At 73.4% G+C, this 21,047-nt stretch carries 19 protein-coding genes; 12 read left to right on the top strand and 7 right to left on the bottom strand.

Features of this window, described 5'->3' with window-relative positions; translation table 11 throughout:
* Positions 1-39 precede the first annotated feature (39 nt).
* Entirely contained in the window at positions 40-1,233 is a 1,194-nt protein-coding gene (locus tag RKD23_RS33490; protein WP_424858392.1) for a glycosyltransferase, read from the top strand.
* A 16-nt stretch (positions 1,234-1,249) separates the two neighbouring features.
* Here the strand turns inward: RKD23_RS33490 and RKD23_RS33485 are convergent, their stop codons facing one another.
* Positions 1,250-2,575 carry a TerD family protein gene (locus tag RKD23_RS33485; protein WP_424858391.1) on the bottom strand — a complete coding sequence of 442 codons (1,326 nt, stop codon included), beginning with the start codon at positions 2,573-2,575 and terminating at the stop codon, positions 1,250-1,252.
* Between the two features lie 319 nt (positions 2,576-2,894).
* Between RKD23_RS33485 and RKD23_RS33480 the strand changes: the two genes are divergently transcribed.
* The 4 genes from RKD23_RS33480 (at position 2,895) to RKD23_RS33465 (ending at position 8,301) form a co-directional block, all read left to right on the top strand.
* Positions 2,895-3,335 (top strand): DUF6643 family protein, encoded by a 441-nt coding sequence (locus RKD23_RS33480; protein WP_424857102.1) that lies wholly within the window; start codon positions 2,895-2,897, stop codon positions 3,333-3,335.
* A 43-nt stretch (positions 3,336-3,378) separates the two neighbouring features.
* Positions 3,379-4,200: an MOSC domain-containing protein gene (locus tag RKD23_RS33475; protein WP_424857101.1), complete on the top strand. Its 822-nt coding sequence runs from the start codon at positions 3,379-3,381 to the stop codon at positions 4,198-4,200.
* Positions 4,201-4,372: 172 nt separating this feature from the next.
* On the top strand, positions 4,373-4,975 hold the full coding sequence (locus tag RKD23_RS33470; RefSeq protein WP_424857100.1) for an Rv1733c family protein: 603 nt from the start codon (positions 4,373-4,375) through the stop codon (positions 4,973-4,975).
* Between the two features lie 896 nt (positions 4,976-5,871).
* On the top strand, positions 5,872-8,301 hold the full coding sequence (locus tag RKD23_RS33465) for a right-handed parallel beta-helix repeat-containing protein (protein WP_424857099.1): 2,430 nt from the start codon (positions 5,872-5,874) through the stop codon (positions 8,299-8,301).
* A gap of 29 nt (positions 8,302-8,330) precedes the next feature.
* On the opposite strand, the gene RKD23_RS33460 is transcribed toward RKD23_RS33465, so the two are convergent.
* A complete protein-coding gene (locus tag RKD23_RS33460) occupies positions 8,331-10,730 on the bottom strand; it encodes a hypothetical protein (protein WP_424857098.1) in 2,400 nt (799 codons plus the stop codon).
* Positions 10,731-11,009: 279 nt separating this feature from the next.
* On the opposite strand from RKD23_RS33460, the gene RKD23_RS33455 reads away from it, so the two are divergent.
* Together RKD23_RS33455 and RKD23_RS33450 are read left to right on the top strand one after the other, a co-directional pair.
* Complete coding sequence (locus RKD23_RS33455) at positions 11,010-11,855, top strand: DeoR/GlpR family DNA-binding transcription regulator (RefSeq protein ID WP_424857097.1); 846 nt, start codon at positions 11,010-11,012, stop codon at positions 11,853-11,855.
* A gap of 59 nt (positions 11,856-11,914) precedes the next feature.
* The gene (locus RKD23_RS33450; RefSeq protein ID WP_424857096.1) at positions 11,915-12,385 is read left to right on the top strand and encodes an SRPBCC family protein; all 471 of its coding nucleotides are present in this window, start codon (positions 11,915-11,917) and stop codon (positions 12,383-12,385) included.
* Between the two features lie 7 nt (positions 12,386-12,392).
* On the opposite strand, the gene RKD23_RS33445 is transcribed toward RKD23_RS33450, so the two are convergent.
* Entirely contained in the window at positions 12,393-13,517 is a 1,125-nt protein-coding gene (locus tag RKD23_RS33445; RefSeq protein WP_424857095.1) for a PLP-dependent cysteine synthase family protein, read from the bottom strand.
* Between the two features lie 438 nt (positions 13,518-13,955).
* On the opposite strand from RKD23_RS33445, the gene RKD23_RS33440 reads away from it, so the two are divergent.
* Both RKD23_RS33440 and RKD23_RS33435 read left to right on the top strand, forming a co-directional pair.
* Positions 13,956-14,279, top strand: a complete 324-nt coding sequence (locus RKD23_RS33440; protein WP_404039189.1) for a hypothetical protein — start codon at positions 13,956-13,958, stop codon at positions 14,277-14,279.
* Between the two features lie 361 nt (positions 14,280-14,640).
* Positions 14,641-15,183 (top strand): ATP-binding protein, encoded by a 543-nt coding sequence (locus RKD23_RS33435; protein ID WP_424857094.1) that lies wholly within the window; start codon positions 14,641-14,643, stop codon positions 15,181-15,183.
* Positions 15,184-15,358: 175 nt separating this feature from the next.
* On the opposite strand, the gene RKD23_RS33430 is transcribed toward RKD23_RS33435, so the two are convergent.
* The 3 genes from RKD23_RS33430 to RKD23_RS33420 are packed head-to-tail and all read right to left on the bottom strand — an operon-like array spanning position 15,359 to position 18,950.
* Positions 15,359-17,920, bottom strand: a complete 2,562-nt coding sequence (locus tag RKD23_RS33430) for an ABC transporter permease (RefSeq protein WP_424857093.1) — start codon at positions 17,918-17,920, stop codon at positions 15,359-15,361.
* Positions 17,917-18,666, bottom strand: coding sequence for an ABC transporter ATP-binding protein (locus RKD23_RS33425; RefSeq protein WP_424857092.1), 750 nt, complete (start codon positions 18,664-18,666; stop codon positions 17,917-17,919). Before RKD23_RS33425 ends, RKD23_RS33430 begins: the two co-directional genes overlap by 4 nt.
* The gene (locus RKD23_RS33420; protein ID WP_424857091.1) at positions 18,663-18,950 is read right to left on the bottom strand and encodes an SHOCT domain-containing protein; all 288 of its coding nucleotides are present in this window, start codon (positions 18,948-18,950) and stop codon (positions 18,663-18,665) included. The genes RKD23_RS33425 and RKD23_RS33420 overlap by 4 nt, the downstream gene beginning before the upstream one ends.
* A 138-nt stretch (positions 18,951-19,088) precedes the next feature.
* Between RKD23_RS33420 and RKD23_RS33415 the strand changes: the two genes are divergently transcribed.
* The 3 genes from RKD23_RS33415 to RKD23_RS33405 all read left to right on the top strand — a co-directional run bounded on the left by RKD23_RS33415 (position 19,089) and on the right by RKD23_RS33405 (position 20,551).
* A complete protein-coding gene (locus RKD23_RS33415; RefSeq protein WP_424857090.1) occupies positions 19,089-19,667 on the top strand; it encodes a TetR/AcrR family transcriptional regulator in 579 nt (192 codons plus the stop codon).
* A 1-nt stretch (position 19,668) separates the two neighbouring features.
* Entirely contained in the window at positions 19,669-20,253 is a 585-nt protein-coding gene (locus tag RKD23_RS33410; protein ID WP_424857089.1) for a DUF4865 family protein, read from the top strand.
* A 112-nt stretch (positions 20,254-20,365) separates the two neighbouring features.
* Positions 20,366-20,551 (top strand): DUF1272 domain-containing protein, encoded by a 186-nt coding sequence (locus tag RKD23_RS33405; RefSeq protein WP_404039205.1) that lies wholly within the window; start codon positions 20,366-20,368, stop codon positions 20,549-20,551.
* 51 nt (positions 20,552-20,602) lie between these two features.
* Here RKD23_RS33405 and RKD23_RS33400 read toward each other — a convergent pair whose 3' ends face one another.
* Positions 20,603-21,046 carry a hypothetical protein gene (locus tag RKD23_RS33400; RefSeq protein ID WP_424857088.1) on the bottom strand — a complete coding sequence of 148 codons (444 nt, stop codon included), beginning with the start codon at positions 21,044-21,046 and terminating at the stop codon, positions 20,603-20,605.
* Between the last annotated feature and the right edge of the window lies 1 nt (position 21,047).

Below are 21,047 nucleotides of genomic sequence, written 5' to 3'. Positions count from 1 at the left end.
CCGGCCACGATAGACGATGTGCTCCGGCGGCCCGCCCGCGTGGGGCACACTGCGCGGGTGAGCGCCTTCGTGTGGATCTCCGCCGGATCACTCGCCGCCTGGCTGTGGCTGCTGCTCTGTCAGGGCTTCTTCTGGCGTACGGACGTACGTCTCCCCCCGCGCCGCGACCTCGACGACTGGCCGTCCGTCTGTGTCGTCGTACCGGCCCGGGACGAGGCGGCCGTGCTGCCCGCGAGCCTGCCCTCGCTGCTCGCGCAGGACTATCCGGGGCGCGCGGAGGTGTTCCTCGTCGACGACGGCAGCACGGACGGCACCGGTGAGCTGGCGCGCGACCTCGCGCGGCGGCACGGCGGGCTGCCGCTCACCGTCGGCTCACCGGGCGAGCCGCCCGCGGGCTGGACCGGCAAGCTGTGGGCGGTGCGGCACGGCATCGCGCTGGCACGCGCGCGTGAGCCGGAATTCCTGCTCCTGACGGACGCCGACATCGCGCACGCGCCGGACAGTCTGCGCACGCTGGTGGCGGCCGCGCGCACCGGCGGCTTCGACGCCGTGTCCCAGATGGCGCGACTGCGGGTGGCGAGCGGCTGGGAGCGGCTGGTGGTGCCGGCGTTCGTCTACTTCTTCGCGCAGTTGTACCCCTTCCGCCGGATCGGCCGCAGAGGGTCGCGTACGGCGGCCGCGGCGGGCGGCTGTGTGCTGCTGCGGGCCGAGACGGCCGAGCGGGCGCGGATCCCGGACGCGATCCGGCACGCGGTGATCGACGACGTGGCACTCGCGCGGGTGGTGAAGCGGGGCGGCGGGCACATCTGGCTGGGGCTCGCGGACCGGGTGGACAGCGTACGGCCGTATCCGCGCCTGGCCGACCTGTGGCGGATGGTCTCGCGCAGCGCCTACGCCCAGCTGCGGCACAACCCGCTGCTGCTGGCGGGCACGGTGGCGGGGCTCGCCCTGGTGTACCTGGTGCCGCCCGCGGCCCTTGTGCTGGGCCTGGCCGCGGGGAGCTGGGCGACGGCGGTGTGCGGCGGGCTGGCGTGGCTGGTGATGACGGGGACGTACACGCCGATGCTCCGCTACTACGGGCAGCCGCTGTGGCTCGCCCCGCTGCTGCCGTTCACGGCCCTGCTATATCTGCTGATGACCGTCGACTCGGCGGTGCAGCACTACCGGGGGCGCGGCGCGGCCTGGAAGGGCCGCACCTACGCACGTCCGGACGCGGTCGCCGACGAGGGCTGAGGGCGCCGTAGAGGCGTCACTTGCGGCCGGGCGTCCAGTTCATGCCCCAGCCGTAGGCGTAGTCGACGGTGCGCTGCGGGCTGACGCCGCGCTCGGGGACCAGGTAGCGGGCCTCGCGCTGGACGATCAGGTCGTCGCCCTGGGCGGTGATCAGGGCGAGTGCGCACACGGTCGACGGGACCGTGCACTCGTCGAGGGAGAAGTCGATGGGGGCGCCGAACTGCGGCTGGAGGGTCACCGTGGCGTGCAGGTCGGCGAAGGAGCGGGCGCCCTCGTAGATGGTGACGAAGACGAGGATGCGCCGGAAGTACCGCTTGTGGTCGAGGTTGATGGTGAGGTTCTCACCGCTCGCGACCGCGCCGGTGCGGTCGTCCCCGTCGAGGTGGATGAACGGCGGCTGGTGCAGGGAGCCGAAGGCGTTGCCGAGAGCCTGGACGACGCCCTTGCTGCCGTCGGAGAGCTCGTAGAGGGCGCACAGGTCGAGGTCGAGGTCCGAGTGCATCGCGACCGGGCGGCCGAACTTGCCGGACCAGCCGGAGAACTGCTTGCGCACCTCCCAGTTGAGGTTCACCCGCATCGCGCCCGAGGTGCCGCCCTGCTTGGTCAGCGACACGGACGGGGCCGCCTTGGTCAGCGTGACCTTGGACAGGCTCACCGGCGCGGCCGGCGGAGGCGGGGCCATCGGCGGGGCGGGAGGCGGCGGGGGCGTGCGCGTGTACGCGGGCGGGACGGGCTGAGCGGCGAGAGTGGGAGCCGTCGGCGGGGCGGGAGGCGGCGCGGTGACCGTGGGTGGCGTCACCGTCACCGGCGGGGCCGTGTGCTGCGGCTCGTCCACCGTGATGCCGAAGTCTGTGGCGAGTCCCTCCAGGCCGCTGTCGTAGCCCTGGCCCACGGCGCGGAACTTCCAGGCGCCCTGGCGGCGGTAGAACTCGCCCAGCACGAAGGCGGTTTCGACGCTCGCGTCCGTGCTGTCGAACCGCGCGGCCACCGCGCCACTGCCCGCGTCCCGCACCTCGATGTAGAGGCCGGGCACCTGACCGAACGTTCCGCCGTCGGCGGACGCGGCGAGCACCACCGTCTCCACCGAGGGCTCCACGCGCGCGAGGTCGACGAGAAGCGTGTCGGTCACCTGCCCGCCGGAGGTGCGCTTGCCCTCGTGGCGTACGGCTCCGGAGGAATGCGCCGGCTGGTTGTAGAAGACGAAGTCCGCGTCGGACCGTACCCTGCGGCCGGTCAGCAGCAGGGCCGAGGCGTCGGCGTCGGGCACGCCCGGTCCTGCGCGCCAGCCCAGCTCGACCCGCAGGGCCGTCGTCGGCACCGGAACGTTCGATCCCTTCGGCATTGACATGTCCGCCCCCATCGCGGGTCACCGTGCCGGTCGCACCCGGCAGTTCCATCGGCCTGTGTCCGCCCAACCTATGCGGACCGCCGCGGACAACCTATGCGGACCGCTCCACCAGCCCTCTCGGAAGGCCGGAACAGGGGGCGCCCAACCGTCGGTAACCCCTTGGGAGCTGAGGCTTTACACGATCCGGGCGAGGTTCGCCGCCCCTTTTTCTCCGAATTCGCTCGCATTGGGGAACACGGGCCTCCACGGACACGGAAAACAACCCTCTTATCGGTCTCCCCAACCAGCACATCGTGGGCTTAACTTATGTGCCATGACCTCCCCCCGCTCCACCTATGGCGGCGGCTACTACTCCGCCTCCTTCCCGGACACCCCGATCTACGACTCGCTCGTGGCCGAGCGTGGCACCCCGCAGATCGCCCCGATCCGGGTCCCCGCCGCCTACGACACACCGGGCGGCAGCCTGCCCGCGCTGCCGTCGGCACTGCCCGCCCTCCCGGCGGCCCCCTCCCAGCCCTCCTACGGCTACCCGCAGCAGATGCAGCAGCCCGCGCCGCTGCACCAGGCGGCGCCCACGGCCTACATCCCGCAGCAGGCCGCCGCGCCACGCGGGTACCCCGGCCCGCAGCAGCAGCCGCAGCGTCCGCCGATGTCGGGCGCCGCCGGCTACGAGTCGATGCGTCCCGCGGCTCCCCGTCCGGCCCCCACGCCGTACCAGGACCCGTACAACAACCAGCAGTACCGCGGCTACTGACGCGATCTCCCGGGCTGTCGGTGCCGAGTGGCACGATGGCCCCATGGGGAACGCGAATCTGCAGTCGATACACGTCCATCCGGTCAAGGCGTTCCGGGGTCTGGCACCCCGGGAGGCTGTCGTGGAGCCCTGGGGGCTGGCCGGAGACCGACGCTGGGTGCTGATCGACGACGGGGGAAAGGTCGTCACACAACGCCAGCAGCCACATCTCGCGCAGGCCGCCGCCGGGCTCGTACCCGGCGGCGTCGTGCTGTCCGCGCCCGGTGGCGAGCCGCTGACCGTCACCGTCCCGGAGCCGGGGGACACGGTCACGCTCGACATCTTCGGCGACAAGGTCGAGGGCGTCCTCGCCGACCGGAGCGCGCACGACTGGGCCAGCGCGTATCTCGGTGTCCCGGTGCGGCTGGTGCACATGGACGACCCCGCCACGCGCCGGCCCGTCGACCCCGAGTTCGCGCTGCCCGGTGAGACCGTCTCCTTCGCCGACGGCTTTCCGCTGCTGCTCACCACCGTGTCCTCGCTCGACTCCCTCAACTCCCTGATCGCCGAGGGCCCGCACGCCGCCGAGGGGCCCCTGCCGATGAACCGCTTCCGGCCGAACGTGGTCGTGTCCGGCACCGAGCCGTGGGCCGAGGACGACTGGTCGCGCGTCGCCATCGGGGAGGTCACCTTCCGCGTCGCCAAGATGTGCGGGCGCTGCGTGGTGACCACCACCGACCAGGACACCGCCGTACGGGGCAAGGAGCCCCTGCACACCCTCGGCCGGCACCGGCGCTTCGCCGGCTCGCTCGCCTTCGGGCAGAACCTGGTCCCGCTGTCGGGCGGCACGATCCGGGTCGGCGACGAGGTGCGGATCCTGGAGTAGCCGGGAACCCCCGCCCCGGGCCCGGACGTTGGGCTTGCGTGAGCAGTTCGTGAGAGGTCCCGGCCGACGCGGTGTCGCCCTTCCTTGAAGGTGACGTCACTCTCTCTTCGGCCGGGTCCGCGGTGGACGCCTCCGCCAGGAGGTATCACGGAGCGGGGAAGGGGGCGGAAGAGTGCGGGCGATCTCTGGTCTCTGGCGTTGGCGGCACAACCCGCTGCGTCGCGGGACGGATCTGGCCGAGGCCTGGGTGTGTCTGGCCGCGCTGCTGCTGATGCTGGTCGCCGCGCCCGTGATCGGCACCCTGGTGGGCTCCGCCGCGGACGAGTCCCTGCAGCGTTCCGTGCGTGAGCAGCAGCGCCGCCGTCATCAGGTGACGGCCCGGGTGATCGAGGAGCTGAAGCACACCGCACCGGCCGCGGACCCGGAGACCGCCTCACGCGACACCCGCAGCCGGGTCCTCGCCTCCTGGACCGCCCCGGACGGCACCGACCGGCGGGGCCCGGTGACCGCCCCGCTGCGCGACCCTGAGCCCGGTGACCGGTTCGCGATATGGACCGACCGGCAGGGCCGTCCCGCCGTCAGACCCCTCGACCCGGCCACCGCCACCACCCACGCCGCGCTCGCCGGCATCGGCGCCGCCCTCCTCGCGGCCCTCCTCGTCGAACTCGCCCGGCGCCTCGCACTATGGCGCATGATCCGCCGCAGATACGCCTGTTGGGACCGGGCCTGGGACCGAGCGGGCCCGGACTGGGGCCGAACGGGCACGGGCATCTGACGAGGTCCTGCGCGGACGGGCAGGGGTTGGCTTCGGCTGCTTGCGGGGGCAGAGGAGGAACACTGGCGGCCGTCGGCCTGGTGCACACGGGATCGGCCCGGGGAGCCTTCGGGGGCCCGGCCCGGCATACGGCGGCGGTCTCTCGCACCGGCCTGCACCTGATGCCGACGGCGTCCGGTACCGGCCCGGCGCGCGGCACCCGACGCTCCCGGCACCGGCCCGGCACACGGCAACCTCTCACACCAGCCCGGCTCCTGGCACCGGTGGCGGCCGCGCCGGGCTGACGTGCGGCCGACACGCCCCGGCACCGGACCGGCACGCGGCACGCGACACGCGACACGCGGCACGCGGCACGCGGCACGCGGCACGCGGCAACCCTGACACCCGGCCAGTTCCCGATGCCGGCCGCATCCCGCGCCGAACCAGCGTGCGGCAAGCGGCGACCTCTGGCACCAGTCTGGATCGCGGTGCCAGCACATCCAGCGCCGGACCAGCATGCGGCAGGCGACGACCTCTCGCACCAGCCCTGCACCAGGCGAGCCGGCCCCTCCCACCGAACCGGCACACACCACCGACCGCCTCCCGCAAGCAACGGCACGCGGCGCGCAACGGCCTCCCGCGCCCAATCCGCACGCGGCAGGCGACACACAGCCACACAGCACACCCGCACGCCGCACACCCGCAACCCAACCCCGCCCCCCCCCCGCAGCACACCGACCCAGCACACCGCACCCCCTCCCCCCGGGCGGAGCCCGACAGTTGGCGGCCGTAGGTCGCCTTCCCGCTCCGGTCAACCCACTGCCCTCCCGCACGCTACGGTGGACCGGCCGAACCCCTTCGGCATCAATGCGCGCGAGCGAGCGATCAGTACGACGAGGTGGGGGCACAGCAACGCCATGGCACAGGGCACGGTCCAGGTGACGCACACCGGCACTTCGCGGTGGCGGCGCCGCACAGGTGAGTACGCATCGCTCGCCGCCGCCCTGGAGGCCGCGGCCGAGGGTGACGTGCTCACCATCGCCCCCGGTACCTACCGGGAGAACCTCGTCGTCCAGCGGGCGGTGACCCTGCGCGGCCCGGAGGGCTCCCCCGGCTCGGTGCGTATCGCGCCGACGGAGGGCGTGCCGCTGACGGTGCGCGCGTCCGCGGTCGTGCAGGACCTGCATGTGGAGGGGCAGGACGCGGCGGCGCCCGCGCTGCTGGTGGAGGACGGCACGCCGGAGATCTCCGATCTGCGGATCGTGACGCGGTCCGCGGCGGGGATCGAGGTGCGCGGCACGGCGCGGCCCACCGTGCGGCGCTGCACCGTCGACAATCCGGCCGGTATCGGCATCGCGGTGGTCGACGGCGGGGGCGGGGTGTTCGAGGAGTGCGAGGTGCTGGCGGCCGGGCAGGCGGGCGTCGCCGTGCGCGGCGGCGGCCATCCGCGGCTGGAGCGCTGCCGGGTGCACCACGCGGCGGGCACGGGCCTCTCGGTGACCGGCGAGAACTCCTCGCTGGAGGCGGTGGGCTGCGAGATCTACGAGGTACGGGGCAGCGGCGTGCAGGTCACGGCGCACGCCACCGGGCACCTCGTCAACTGCGATGTGCACCGCACCACCGCCGACGGGGTCACCCTGGACACGGACGCCGTGCTGACCCTCGCCGACTGCCGGATCCACGACATCCCGGAGAACGCGGTCGACCTGCGCTCCCGCTCGGTCCTCACCCTGACCCGCACCAGCGTGCGGCAGTTCGGGCGCAACGGCCTGTCGGTGTGGGACCCGGGCACCCGGGTGGACGCCCATCAGTGCGAGATCTTCGACAGCACAGGCGACTACCCGGCGGTGTGGGTGAGCGACGGCGCGACCGCGGTGCTGGACTCCTGCCGGGTGCACGACGTACCGGACGCGCTGTTCGTGCTGGACCGCGGCTCGCGCGCCGACGTGGTGGACACCGACCTGTCGCAGGTGCGCAACACGGCCGTGTCCGTGAGCGACGGGGCGACGGCGCAGCTCGACGACTGCCGGATCCGGGACGCGGCGACGGGCGCGTGGTTCCGCGACCACGGCAGCGGCGGCACGCTCAGCAACTGCACGCTGGACGGCACCCAGACCGGCGTGATCGTCACCAAGGGCGCCGACCCGACCGTGGAGCGCTGCACGGTCGACTCCCCCACCGAGGCCGGGTTCTATGTGTCGGCCGGTGGCCGGGGCAGCTTCCTGGGCTGCCGGGTGACCGGCAGTGCCGGCTACGGCTTCCATGTGATCGACGGCTGCCGTACGACGCTGAGGAAGTGCCGGACGGAGCGGTGCGCGCGCGGCGGTTACGAGTTCGCGGACGGCGGCCCGGACACCGGGTCGGGCTCCGGGCCGGTCGTCGAGGACTGCACCAGCGACGAGAGCGCGGGCGTCCGACGCCAGGCCGCCGCGTCGGAACCGGCCGTCGCGACGGTCACGCAGACCACCGGGCTGCTCGGTGCAGTTCCCGACCAGCGTCCCGCGACCCCCGAGCCCGCCCCGGTGGAGGAGCCGGCCCGCACCTCCAAGGCAGTGCTGGGTGAACTGGACGCGCTGGTGGGCCTGGAGAGCGTCAAGCAGGAGGTCCGGGCCCTCACCGACATGATCGAGGTGGGCCGGCGCCGCCAGCGGGCGGGCCTCAAGGCGGCGTCCGTAAAGCGGCACCTGGTCTTCACCGGCTCCCCCGGCACGGGCAAGACGACCGTCGCCCGCCTCTACGGCGAGATCCTCGCCTCCCTCGGTGTGCTGGAGAAGGGCCATCTGGTCGAGGTGTCCCGGGTGGATCTGGTCGGCGAGCACATCGGCTCGACGGCGATCCGCACCCAGGAGGCGTTCGAACGGGCGCGTGGCGGTGTGCTGTTCATCGACGAGGCGTACGCTCTGTCGCCGGAGGACGCGGGCCGTGACTTCGGCAAGGAGGCCATCGACACGCTGGTGAAGCTGATGGAGGACCACCGCGACGCGGTCGTGGTGATCGTCGCCGGCTACACCGCCGAGATGGAGCGCTTCCTGTCCGTCAACCCCGGTGTGGCGTCCCGTTTCTCGCGGACCATCACCTTCGGCGACTACGGGCCCGAGGAACTGCTGCGGATCGTGGAGCAGCAGGCCGAGGAGCACGAGTACCGGCTGGCGCCGGGCACTCCGGAGGCGCTGCTGAAGTACTTCACCGACCTGCCGAAGGGGCCCGCGTTCGGCAACGGCCGCACCGCGCGGCAGACGTTCGAGGCGATGGTGGAGCGTCACGCGGGCCGGGTCGCGCAGGTGGTGGAGCCGAGCACGGACGATCTGACGCTGCTTTTCGAGGAGGACCTGCCTCAGCTGCCCTGAGCCTCCTGCGAGGCGGCAGCAGAGCTGCCTCAGATGCCCTGCGCCTCCCGCCGCGCACGCGTGTGGCGCGGGGTCGGCACACCGCCGCCGGGCCCGAGGTCGGCCAGCAGCCGCTCGCGTTCCTCGGCGAAGGCCGGGTCGGCCTGGTAGTCGGAGTGGCCGAGGACGGGCGCGGGCAGCGGATGCCGGTCGGTACGACCGTGAGCGAGGGGGTCCTTCAGCGCGGGGCGGTCCACCTCGGGGCCGCAGTCGCCCGGCAGGCGGACGGGCCCGCCGATCGGGTCGGTGCGCCGGTACAGGTTGCGCCAGCAGTCCAGCTCCTGGTGCAGCGCGCCGAGCGCGGCGGGCCCGAAGTGGGCCGGGAACCAGCGGCCGTAGAGGCGCTCCAGCGGGGAGCCGTAGGTCAGCAGGGCGACGCGGCCGCGGTCGGCCGGGCTCAGCTGCCAGACGGCGGCGGCCGCGAGGACGCTGCCCTGGGAGTGCCCGGAGATGACGAGGCGCCCGCCGGTGGCGCGGGTCCAGCTGGTCATGCGCCAGGTCAGGTCGGGGACCGCGCGCTCGGCGTAGCAGGGCGGGGCGAAGGGGTGGGCGGCGCGCGGCCAGAAGGTGCCGACGTCCCAGAGGATGCCGATGGTGCGCCGCGCGGAGGCGTCCTTGTAGGCGCGTCGGCCCCAGGTGACGAACAGTATGAAGCCGAGGCCGATCAGCCAGGAGCCCAGCGCCTGCGCGGTCTCGGCGGCGCCCTGGACGAAGGGGTGGGCGTGCTCGGCGGCCCGGCCGGGCGTGCGGTCGCTGAGCCAGGCTCCGACGAGGGCCCCGGCACCGAGCAGCAGTGTGGTGACGGCGGTGACGGCGACGATCAGCGGCGCGCTGTCGGTGAGCGTGGCCAGGGCACGGACCCGGGCGATACGGCGGGTGCGCGCGGGCTCGCGCATCTCGTCGGGGTAGTCGCGCTCGACCGCCGCCCGCTCGGCGCGGGCCAGCCGCACGGTGCGCCACCCGAGCAGGGCGCAGACGGCGAGGAGGACCAGCAGCAGGGGCGGGATGACGGAGGCCTGCCAGGTCAGCAGCACCGGCGGCCCCGGGATGGAGGCGCCGGTGCCGTCCAGCCAGTCCGCGACCCGCTGCGAGACACCGCCGGCCATCACTCCGCCGAGCGCGCAGCCCAGCAGGGCGACGACGGGCCCGCCGAGCCCGTGCAGCGCGGCGCGTGGGTCGGGCAGGGCCCGGTGCAGCACGCGCGCGACGACCGCGAGGGCGATCACCAACAGGCCCTGGGCGAGGGCGATGCCGCCGAAGGCCGCGTCGCCGGGCAGCCGGCCGGCCGACTGCCAGCCGGGCCGCTCCCAGCCGGCGTAGACCAGGGCGAGCACGAGAGCGGCGAGGGCGCCGAGCGGCAGGAGCCTGGCGAGGCGGGCATCGAGCTCGCGATCCAGGCGCCGCTCGCTGCGGCCCCGCCGGCACACCACCCACACCACGGCGAGCGCCCCGGCGAGCAGGCCCGCGCCGAGCAGCCGGCCCAGCAGGTCGAGGGCGGCCGGGCCGCCGGGCTCGCGGTCGTGTCCGGAGGCCGCCGCGGTGAGCACGGCGGCGACCGTCAGCAGCCCGGCCGCGGTGTGCGCGGCGCGCAGGCGCGCCACCAGGCGGCGGCCGTACCAGAAGCCGGGCCGGCCGAGCGCCGTGCTGCCGCTGTCCTCGCCGCGTCCACCCAGTGCCGTGCTGCCGCTGTCCTCGCCGCCTCCGCCGAGCACCGTGCCGCCGCTGTCCTCGCCGCGTCCGCCGTCGAAGGCCAGGGGCCGCTGGGACTCGTACGCGTTCCAGGTGCGGTGGGACAGGTACCACAGCAGGCCGGTGAGGGCGGCGGGCAGCAGCGCGGCGAGCGCGAGCCTGCGGCCGGGGCGGCTCCACCAGCCGCCGTCGGAGCCGGCCGGCGACAGGAAGCCCAGCCAGCTGTGCCGCTCGGCGCACGCGCGTGTGCCCGCGCACTGCCAGGCCGCCAGATCCAGCGCCACCTCGCAGGCACCGGCCACGAGCAGCACGGTCAGGGTGAGGCCGGCGAGCCGCACCAGGAGTCCGTACAGGCGCACGGTGCGGACCCGGCCGTGGGCGCCCGGCCGCATCCAGTGCGCCAGGTTGACCACCATGAACGGCAGTAACAGCAGCCACAGGGCGCGGGTGCCGTTGCCGGAGGTGAGGTTGCACCAGACGTACGCCTCGGGGACCGGACGGCGCCTCGTGGCGTCGGCGTCGGCCTCGGGGGCGGTGTCGGCGGCGCGCCGGAAGACGGCCGCGGTGTCGTCCCCGGTGATCCGTACGGTGCGCGGATCGTCGAGCATCTGCTCCGGCGTGGTGCCGCCGACGCCGTGGACCAGGAGCTCCAGGGCGGTCGCCGGGTCCTCCGTGAGGGTCTTTTCCTGAGTGCGTTCCACTGTGCCACTTCCCCCGTGACGCTGCGTCGGCAACTGTTCGTGCACGCATCAGGATCTCGACAGGGCCTTCTGCGTACACCCCTCGTCACCGAATCTCCCCGATCCGTGCGAGGAACAGGGGTCGTGAGTGGCATGTGCGCGACCGCACGGCCGGTGGCGCGACCGGTGCCGGGTCGTGCGAGGATGGGACGCCCGCGCGCGCGACGACAGGGAAACGTCCTTGTCGGAGCAGGTGTGAGGACGGGTCGGACGGCAGTGGACGAAAGGACCGGAGCGTACGTGAGCGAGAATCAGAACCTCCTCGCGGAGCAGCGGCGCGCCCTGATCCTTGACGAGGTCCGGCGCCGCGGCGGGGTCCGGGTCAACGAGCTGACCCGCAAGCTCGGCGTGTCGGACATGACCGTACGCCGTGATCTGGACGCGCTGGCGCGTCAGGGTGTGCTGGAGAAGGTGCACGGCGGCGCGGTCCCGGTCGTGGAGGCGAGCACGCACGAGCCGGGTTTCGAGGCCAAGTCCGGTCTGGAGCCGACGGCCAAGGAGGACATCGCGCGGGCCGCCGCCCGCCTGGTCCCGCCGGGCAGCGCGATCGCGCTGTCGGGCGGTACGACGACGTACGCGCTGGCGCAGCAGTTGGTGGACGTGCCCGATCTGACGGTCGTCACCAACTCGGTGCGGGTGGCGGACGTGTTCCACGCGGCGCAGCGGTCGACGGGTCCCCGGCAGGGCGCGGCGACGGTGGTGCTGACCGGCGGGGTGCGCACTCCGTCGGACTCGCTGGTGGGCCCGGTGGCCGATCAGGCCATTTCCACGCTCCACTTCGACCTGCTGTTCCTCGGTGTGCACGGGATATCGCCGCAGGCCGGTCTGTCGACGCCGAACCTCGCGGAGGCGGAGACCAACCGGCGGCTCGTGCAGGCGGCGCGCCGGGTGGTGGTGGTCGCCGACCACACCAAGTGGGGGACGGTGGGCCTGAGTTCGTTCGCCACGCTGGACCAGGTCGACACGCTGGTGACCGACGCGGGCCTGCCGGCCGAGGCACGCGCGCAGGTGTCGGAGCATCTGCGGCGCCTGGTGGTGGCGGGCGAGGACGAGGTGCTGAACGAGCCGGGCGGGGCAGACGCCTGACGATCGGTCAGGTAGGGTGGGCGGCCGTCCTGCCGTCGTGCACCGCCCTGGGGGTTCGTATGGCTCGCCGTCTGCGTCCGGTCGAGGCCGGTTTCGTGCGGGACGCGCCCGTACGTCATGTGTTCGCGTGCAACATCGCCGCCGCGCCCGAGCAGGTCTACCGCGCGCTCGCCGAGGATGTGCCCGGCTGGAGCGAGTGGTTCGGTGCGGTGACACTCGCCCGGTCGCTGCGGGAGGGCGCCGGGCGGGAGGTCCGGCTGCGGGGCGGTACGCGGTTCGAGGAGACGGTCCTCGTCGCGAAGGAGCCCGACCTGTACGTCTATCGCGTGGATGTCACCAACGCGCCGGGGGCGCACGCCCTGGTCGAGGAGTGGCGGCTGGCACCCGCCGGGGCGGGCACGCGCGTGTGCTGGACCTTCGCCGCCGACGGCACGGCGCCCTTCCTGCTGGCGCTGCGGCTGGCCCGCCCCGGCCTCGACCGTTCCTTCCGGGGCGCGATGACGGCGCTGGACCGGCGGCTGGCCCGCTGAACCTCGCTCAGTGCGGCCAGACGCCCGTGTCGAGCAGGGTGTCGATGGCCGCGGCGTACGGGGCGATGTCGAGGCCCTGGGCGGCGAGCCAGTCGTCGGAGTAGTACTTGTCGAGGTAGCGGTCGCCCGGGTCGCACAGCAGGGTGACGACACTGCCCGTCCGCCCCGCGGCGACCATCTCGGCGATGATCTTCAGCGCGCTCCACAGCCCGGTTCCGGTCGAGCCGCCCGCCTTGCGGCCGATGGCCCGCTCCAGGGCGCGTACGGCGGCGACGCTCGCCGCGTCGGGGACCTTCATCATGCGGTCGATCGCGCCGGGCACGAAGCTCGGCTCCATGCGCGGCCGGCCGATGCCCTCGATGCGCGAGCCGCAGTCGCAGGTGACGTCCGGATCGCCCGCGGTCCAGCCCTCGAAGAAGCAGGAGTTCTCGGGGTCGGCGACACAGATGCGGGTGTCGTGCTGCATGTAGTGGACGTAGCGCGCGATGGTCGCGGAGGTGCCGCCGGTGCCGGCCGTGGCGACGATCCAGGCGGGCTCGGGGAACCGCTCCAGCTCCAGCTGGCGGAAGATGGACTCGGCGATGTTGTTGTTGCCGCGCCAGTCCGTGGCCCGTTCGGCGTAGGTGAACTGGTCCATGTAGTGGCCGCCGGTCTCGGCCGCGAGGCGTGCGGAGGCCTCGTACATGGTGCGCGGGTCGTCCACGAAGTGGCACCGGCCGCCGTGGAACTCGATCAGGCGGATCTTCTCGGCGCTGGTCGTGCGCGGCATGACGGCGATGAAGGGCACGCCGATCAGCTTCGCGAAGTACGCCTCGGACACGGCCGTCGAACCGCTGGAGGCCTCGATGACCGGGCGGTCGGGGCGGATCCAGCCGTTGCACAGCCCGTAGAGGAACAGCGAGCGGGCGAGCCGGTGCTTGAGGCTGCCGGTGGGGTGGGTGGACTCGTCCTTGAGGTAGAGGTCGATGCCCCACTTCTCCGGCAGCGGGAAGCGCAGCAGGTGCGTGTCGGCCGACCGGTTGGCGTCGGCCTGGACCTTGCGGACGGCTTCTTTCAGCCAGTCGCGGTAGCGCGCGTCGGTGCGGTCGACATCGAGGGTCGCGCCGGTCGGGATCTGCTGGATGGTGCTCACGGCGTCGCTCCTCACGCTGCGCGGCACCCGCGTCCGCGCGGTGCCGTCCCTTCGATCATAAGCATCTCTCCGAACGCTTCCCACCTGCATAAACGCATCTTTGAGCCGCCCAAAGACGCCCTGGGGCACGGGTGTACGAAGCACCGGCTCACGGGCGTACGAGGCACCGGCGCACGCCCCTGCGACGCTCCGGCGCGAGCCCCTCGGCAAGCCCGCCGCGGCCGGCCTGCCGGACCGGGGCGCATTCGGCCGAGTGCTTCCGCGCCCGGCGCGAGCCCCACGCGCGCACTGGTGCGGGGCGCCGGGTGGAGGCAGACTGCACGCGCGGGGTACCCGAAGGGTGTCCCGTCGGTGTCGACAGGGGTTCACGACACGCGGCCGGCGACCCGTTCGGGCGTACGGCCGCATACGGCACATGCGACAAGGGGGCAGGGCGCCATGGCGGAGCCGGAGTTCACGGCGACGGGCGTGCGGATCGGGAAGGGGCTGCGGTCGCTCACCCGCGCCGGGCAGGTCCGGATCAACGACGGCAGGCTGGAGCTGCTCACCAGTTACGGCAGCGAGATCGACAGCGCGCCGCTGAAGACGGTGCGGGCGTCGAAGCCGTGGTTCGGGTCCGAGGACCGGGCCGTCGCCGACCTCGGCGGCAAGCGGTACACGCTGACGCTGGGCGACCACGACCCCGCTCCCGGCGAGTCGGGGCCACCCGCGGCGCGCCGGTTCGTCGAGGCCGTGCGCCGGGCCACGGGGCGCGACCGCTGAGGCCTCCGCCGAAGCCGCGGCGGGTGCTGCGGCGAGTGAGTGCCGAGCCTGCGCGGAAGCCACGCGGCGCGACCGCCGAGCCTCCGCGGAAGCCACGCCGGGTGACCGGCGAGCCTCCACCGAGGCCTCGCGCAGCGGCCCCCGGGCCTCCGGAAGAGCTGCGCGGTGTGACCGTTGCGGCACGGCGAGTTGCGGCTCTCCACCCCTTGCGCCACTCTGGTCTCACGTCACTCTGGGTTTACCGGCGACAACGCTGCGAACCAGCCCGCCGGGCACGACAGCAGGCGGTCGTCTCGACTCGGACCCCTGCTGGATCCGTCCTCCGTGTTCTTCCGGACCTCAACGTCGGGGAGTCGCAGCCGTGATCAGTCACCCAAGCAGACACTGCACGGTGGAGCTCCAAGCCCTGCCGTCGCGGATCGGCCAGGTCCGCAGAATCCTTTCTGCGCAGTTGCGCTACTGGCATCTTGATCCCTTGATAGACCGGGCGACGCTCGGTGTGACCGAGCTGTTGTCGAACGTCCACCGCCATGCCCAGCCCGACAAGACGTGCACCGTGCGAATCGAGCTGCTGCTCGACCGGCTGACGGTGTCGGTGCGCGACCACGACCCACGGCTTCCCGTCGTGGAAGACGCCGATCCGCTCGCGACCTGCGGGCGTGGGCTCGCCATGGTGGCGGCGGTCAGCGAGAGCTGGGGCGCGCGGCCGGACGGTGAGGACGGCAAGGTGGTGTGGTTCAGCCTGCCGACTGCTGTCGCGGGGAAGCAGGGCAAGCCCGCACATCCTCAGAAGTCGGTGCGCAGGTTGCCTGAGGTGGACGCCGTCGCCGTCGAGCCTGTCGCTGTCGCGGCCGACGCGCCGTTGGTCGAACACGCTCCCGCCCGGTCGGCCGTTGTCGGCTGACCGGGCGGTGAGGAACGCTTCGCCGGCAGGAGCGGCGAGGTCGTCCTTCGGCTGCGTGTCCGTCGTGGCTTGTCGCGCCCACGCGGCGGAGCCGCATGTCGATACAGCCCCGCGCCCCTTGGGGCACTGCTCCGAGCCTCGTACAAAGCACTGCCACCCTGCCCCCGAAGGCAGGTCACTCCATGGCCACCGCCCTCAGTACGTCCAGCCGTGCCGCCCTCCTCGCCGGCCTCCAGCCCGCCAGGGCGCCCGCCGCCAGGCCCACCAGTGCGACCACGGTGAGTTGCACCGGCGGCAGCGCGAAGGCGAACGCGCTGTCGCTGGAGGCGTCGGAGGACTTGACCAGGACCCAGCCGAGGAAGGCGCCGAGGCCCAGGCCGCCGGCTGTGCCGAAGGCGGCGACCAGGACGGACTCCCAGCGGACCATGGCCCGCAGCTGGGACCGCGTCTGGCCGACGGCACGCAGCAGGCCCAGTTCGCGGGTGCGCTCGTGGACGGCCAGGGTGAGGGTGTTGGCGATGCCGAGCAGCGCGATCAGGACGGCCAGGGCGAGCAGCGCGTAGACGAGGGTGAGCATCATGTCGATGCCGCCGGCGGAGGACTCGGCGTACTCGTCACGGGTCTGCACCTCGGGATTGCCGTAGTGCTCGGCGACCTGTTCCACCGCCGCCTTGCCCGTGGCCGTGTCCACCCCGTCCTCGAAGGAGACGGCGACCAGCGAGTCGGCGTCCTGGGTGCGGTGCGGGGCCCACGCGGCGCGGGTGACGATGTAGTCGCCGGCGAGTTCGGACTGCTCGTACAGCGCGCGGACGGTGAAGGTCCGCCGCTCGCCGTCGGTGAAGGTCAGCCGGGCGGGGTCGCCCACCCCGAGGTGCTGTCGCGAAGCCTCCTTCTCGGTGACGGCGATGCCGTCCGTGCCGAGGTCGCCGAGGGAGCCCCGGACCTGGCCGAGGTCGAAGGTGCGTTCCAGGGCCACCGGGTCGGTGACGGTCAGGGCCCGCCCCTCCCCCTCGACCAGAGCGACGCCTCGGCCGAGTCCGACGGCCGTGTCCACCTGGGGCAGGGCGGCGACGGCTCCGGCGAGCCTCGGGCTCAGCCCGCTGCCGCCCGCGCCGAAGGACGGGGTGCTGACGGCGACGTCGCCCGCGAAGGAGCGGGACACCGTCTGGTCCATGGTCGCCTTCAGCGAGGCCCCGAACACCGTGAACAGCGACACCACGGCCACGCCGACCATCAGCGCGCTCGCGGTGGCGGCGGTCCGCCTGGGGCTGCGCAGGGCGTTGCGCCGGGCGAGTGAGCCGGTGATGCCGCGCAGCCGGTCGAGGGGCCCGCCGAGGACCCGTACGGCCGAACCGGCGGCGACCGGGCCGAGGATCACGAACGCTGCCAGGGCGAGGACCGCGCCGGTGCCCGCGAGCCACAGGGACGGAGAGAGCAGTACGCCGGTGAGGGTCACGGCCAGTGCGAGGGCGAGCACCGCGGCGCCGAGGACGGCACGCGCGCGTGAGGCGCCCGAGGTGTCGACGGCCGTCTCCCGCAGGGCTGCCAGGGGCGCGGTGCGTCCGGCGCGTACGGCGGGCAGCAGGGCGGAGAGCAGGCAGACCACGACACCGACCGCGAGGGGCAGCCCCATCGACAGGGTCGTGACGACGAGGTCGCCGTCCGGGAAGGGGAAGCCGATCGCCGGGAAGAGTGCCTGGAGTCCGGCCGCGATGCCGATGCCGCCCGCGAGGCCGGCCGCCGACGCGGTCACCGCGACGACGGTCGCCTCGGCGAGAGTGGTGGCGGTGACCTGACGGCGGGAGGCGCCGAGGGCGCGCAGCAGGGCGTTCTCGCGGGTGCGCTGGGCCACGACGATGGCGAAGGTGTTGTGGATCGAGAAGGTCGCGACCAGCAGCGCGATGCCGGAGAACACCAGCAGGAAGGTGGTGAACAGGGTCAGGAACTGGCTGGAGATCATGTCGGTGTTCTCCGCGGCCGCGTCCTGGCCGGTGATGGCCTCGACGCCCTTCGGCAGGGCCGGGGTCAGCCGGTCGACCAGTTCCTCCTGGCCCACTCCGGGCTCGGCGCGCACCAGGATCGACGCCGCCTCGCCCGGTCGGGCGGTGAGGTACTTCTCCGCGTCGGAGCGGGTCATGCCGGTGAAGGTCACCTGGGCCATGCCGTCCTCGCCGCCGAAGGTCGCGAGGCCCACGACGGTGACCCGTACGGGGTCGGGCGTACGCAGTGTCGTGGTGTCGCCGATGTGCAGGCCGCCCTTGTCGGCGGCGCCGCGGTTGACGACGACCTCGCCGGACCTCTCGGGCGCGCGGCCCTCGGCGAGCCGGTAGGGGTTGAGGTCGGGGTCGGTGATCCAGTTGCCGGCGAGGGTGGGCGGGCCCTGGCCTCCGACGGGGTCGCCGTCCTTGCCGACGAGCTGGCCCGCGCCCTGGATGTCGGGCGCGGCGGCGGCGACGCCGGGCACCTCCTCGATCCGGTCGGTCAGGCGGGCGTCCAGCGGTTCGCGCACGCCCTGGCTCTCGCCCGGTGTGGTGATGGCGTCGGCGCTGCGGACGACCGCGTCGGTGCCGGCGGTCGCGTTGCCGAAGAGGGAGTCGAAACTCGCCCGCAGGGTGTCGCCCATGACGAGTGTGCCGGCCAGGAACGCCACGCCGAGGAGCACGGCGAGGAACGTACCGGCGAAGCGCCGTTTGTGGGCGCGCAGGGACGACAGGCTCAGGCGCAGGGAGGCGTTCATGAGGGCACCTCGAAGGCTTTCATGCGGTCCAGGACCTTGTCGGCGGTCGGGTCCTGCATCCGGTCGACGAGGCGCCCGTCGGCCAGGAACAGCACCTCGTCGGCGTGGGCGGCGGCCACGGGGTCGTGGGTGACCATGACGACCGTGCGGTCCGTCTCGCGGACGGCACGCCCGAGGAGGCCGAGGACCTCCTGGCCGCTGCGGGAGTCGAGGTTGCCGGTCGGCTCGTCGGCGAAGACCACGTCGGGGCGGCCGGCGAACGCCCGGGCGACGGCGACGCGTTGCTGCTGGCCGCCGGACAGTTCGGCGGGCCGGTGCCGCAGCCGGTCGCGCAGGCCGACGACGTCGATCAGCGTGTCGATCCACTCCGGGTCACCGCCGCGCCCCGCGAGGTCCAGCGGGAGGGTGATGTTCTCGGCGACGGTCAGCGTGGGCACCAGGTTGTACGCCTGGAAGACGAACCCGACCCGGTCGCGGCGCAGCAGGGTCAGCCTGCGGTCGTCGAGGGCGCCGAGTTCGGTGTCGCCGACGAAGGCGGCGCCCGAGGTGAGGGTGTCCAGGCCGGCCGCGCAGTGCATCAGGGTGGACTTGCCGGAGCCGGAGGGCCCCATGATCGCGGTGAAGCGGCCGGCCGGGAAGCCGACGCTCACCCCGTCCAGGGCCCTGACCTCGGTGTCGCCGCGGCCGTAGACCTTCACGGCGTCGACGACCCGGGCGGCGGTGCGCACCTCGGTGGTCACCGTCATGCCGCACCGCCCTTCGTACGGCCGAACTGCTCGTCGAGGACGGACAGCCGGCGCCAGTACTCGTCCTCGTCGATCTCGCCGGAGGCGAACCGGCGGCCGAGCATCGCGATGGGCGAGTCGCCGGAGGGGGTGCGGTCCTCGGGCAGCCGCCAGGGGGCGCGGCGCCCGCGCCACACGGTGCGGCGCAGCAGGGTGACGGCGGTGACGACCACGGCCGCCCAGATCACGGGGAAGAGCAGGATCCACGGCCCGGGGCCGCCGTCCCAGTGGGCGAGTGTCTGCATGGCGGTTCAACTCCCTCTTGCAAGGAACGGACTTCGAGTGATGTCTCGAGCCTGGCTCCGGGAGGGGGTCCGGGTCGTCGTACGGGCGGGGGCAGTGCGGATACCTCCCGGGGAGTACTGACATCTGTAACTACTAGTATGTACAGTGGCGGTATGAGCACCTCCGAGCGTCTGATCGAGTCCGCCCAGGAGCTGCTCTGGGAGCGCGGGTACGTGGGCACGAGCCCCAAGGCGATCCTGGAGCGCGCCGGCGCCGGGCAGGGCAGCATGTACCACCACTTCAAGGGCAAGCCCGATCTCGCCCTGGCCGCCATCCGGCGCACGGCGGAGGAGATGCGCGGGGCCGCCGAGGCGGTGCTGGGCGGGCCCGGCACGCCGTACGAGCGCGTCCGGGCCTATCTGCTGCGTGAGCGCGATGTACTGCGGGGCTGTCCGGTCGGCCGGCTGACCATGGACCCGGACGTGATCGCGAGCGAGGAACTGCGGGCGCCGGTCGACGAGACGCTCGCCTGGCTCCATGCCCGGCTCGCCGGGATCGTCCAGGAGGGCAAGGACCAGGGGCAGTTCGGGCCCGCTCTGGTGCCCGAGGAGATCGCCGCGACGGTCGTCGCGACCGTGCAGGGCGGTTACGTCCTGGCCCGCGCCTCCGGTTCGACCGCCGCCTTCGACGCGGGAGTCCGAGGTCTGCTCACCCTGCTGGCCCCTGAGGAGAGATGACATGCACGCACTGCACTACCCCGTCACCCTGCCCGCCGACTACGACATGGACATCATCCGCACCCGGGTCGCCACCCGCGGCCATCTCATGGACGGTTTCGAGGGGTTGGGCTTCAAGGCGTATCTGATGCGGGAGCGCGGCGTGGCAGGGTCGCCCGTGAACGAGTACGCGCCCTTCTACCTGTGGAACACGGTCGAGGGCATGAACTCCTTCCTGTGGGGCGGCCCGTTCCAGGGCATCCCCGACGACTTCGGCCGGCCGATGGTGCGGCAGTGGACGGGCCTCGCGTACGAGGAGGGCGGCGCGGCCGACGCGCCCGCCCTGGTCGCCGTACGGCACACCCGGCCGGTTCCGGACGGAACGGTGCTGGCGGAGGTGATGGAGGACGCGGCGTGTGAGGCGGGGCGGCTCGCGGGGCGCGACGGGGCGGTGTGCGCGGCGGCGGCCGTCGATCCGAGCCGTTGGGAGACGGTGCACTTCTCGCTGTGGGCGCGGGAGCGGCCGGAGGCGGAGGGTGATGTCTTCCAGGTGCTGCATCTGTCGGCGCCGGGCCGCGAGCTGCTGCCCAGGGGCCGGCAGTGGTGAGCCCGGCCGGTGGCCCGATCCTGAGGATCTCTGGCCCTCGCGGGCGCTGACGGGCGGGTGCCGTGCGCCGACGATGAGGGCGTACGCACAGCGTGAGACGAGGAGAACGGCCATGGCCCTGGAGATGCGCGACCGATGCGAGCGGTGTACGACGGCGGAGCTGCCGTACGACGCGCCGGCCCGTATCTGTACCTACGAGTGCACCTTCTGTGTGCCGTGCACCGAGGCGATGGCCGGGGTGTGTCCCAACTGCGGCGGGGAGCTGGTCGCGAGGCCGCGGCGCGCGGTCGAGGTCTGAACGACGGGTGCCCGTCCCCCCAAGCCGGCTGGAGGGACGGGCACATGGCCGCTACTGGAGGGACAGGCCCTTCGGTGAGGTGAGGCCCTTGTCGGGGTCGACGCGGTAGGTCGCCGTCCAGACGGTGGGTGGGCAGGCGGAGCCGTTGGGGTGCTGCTCCTTCAGGCTCGCCGTGCTGTCCCGCGCGAGCGGGGGACGGCCGTCGGCGAAGTCGACGAGCAGCCGCACCGGGACCGTGGTGGCCCCGATGTCGTCGGCGAGCCGGACCGACACCGACATGAACGGGTCCGCGGGATCGCCCGAAGTCCGCTCCTCGCAGGCGTCGTTCACGCACAGCCGGATCGTCGCCGCGTCCCGGCCGCCGAAGTCCGACGGCCGCCACACGAGCGAGACCGCCGACTCCCCGTCGGCCTGGGTGCAGGGCGTGTCCTGACCGAGGAACGAGCACCCGGTCAGGACCAGCGCCAGCAGGGGCGGGAGAAACGCGCGGCGCATG

The sequence above is a fragment of the Streptomyces sp. SAI-170 genome, assembly GCF_049739565.1.
In the GTDB taxonomy this organism is placed as follows: domain Bacteria; phylum Actinomycetota; class Actinomycetes; order Streptomycetales; family Streptomycetaceae; genus Streptomyces.
Note: the sequence above shows the minus strand (reverse complement) of the source record. Positions and strands in the feature narration are given on the sequence as shown.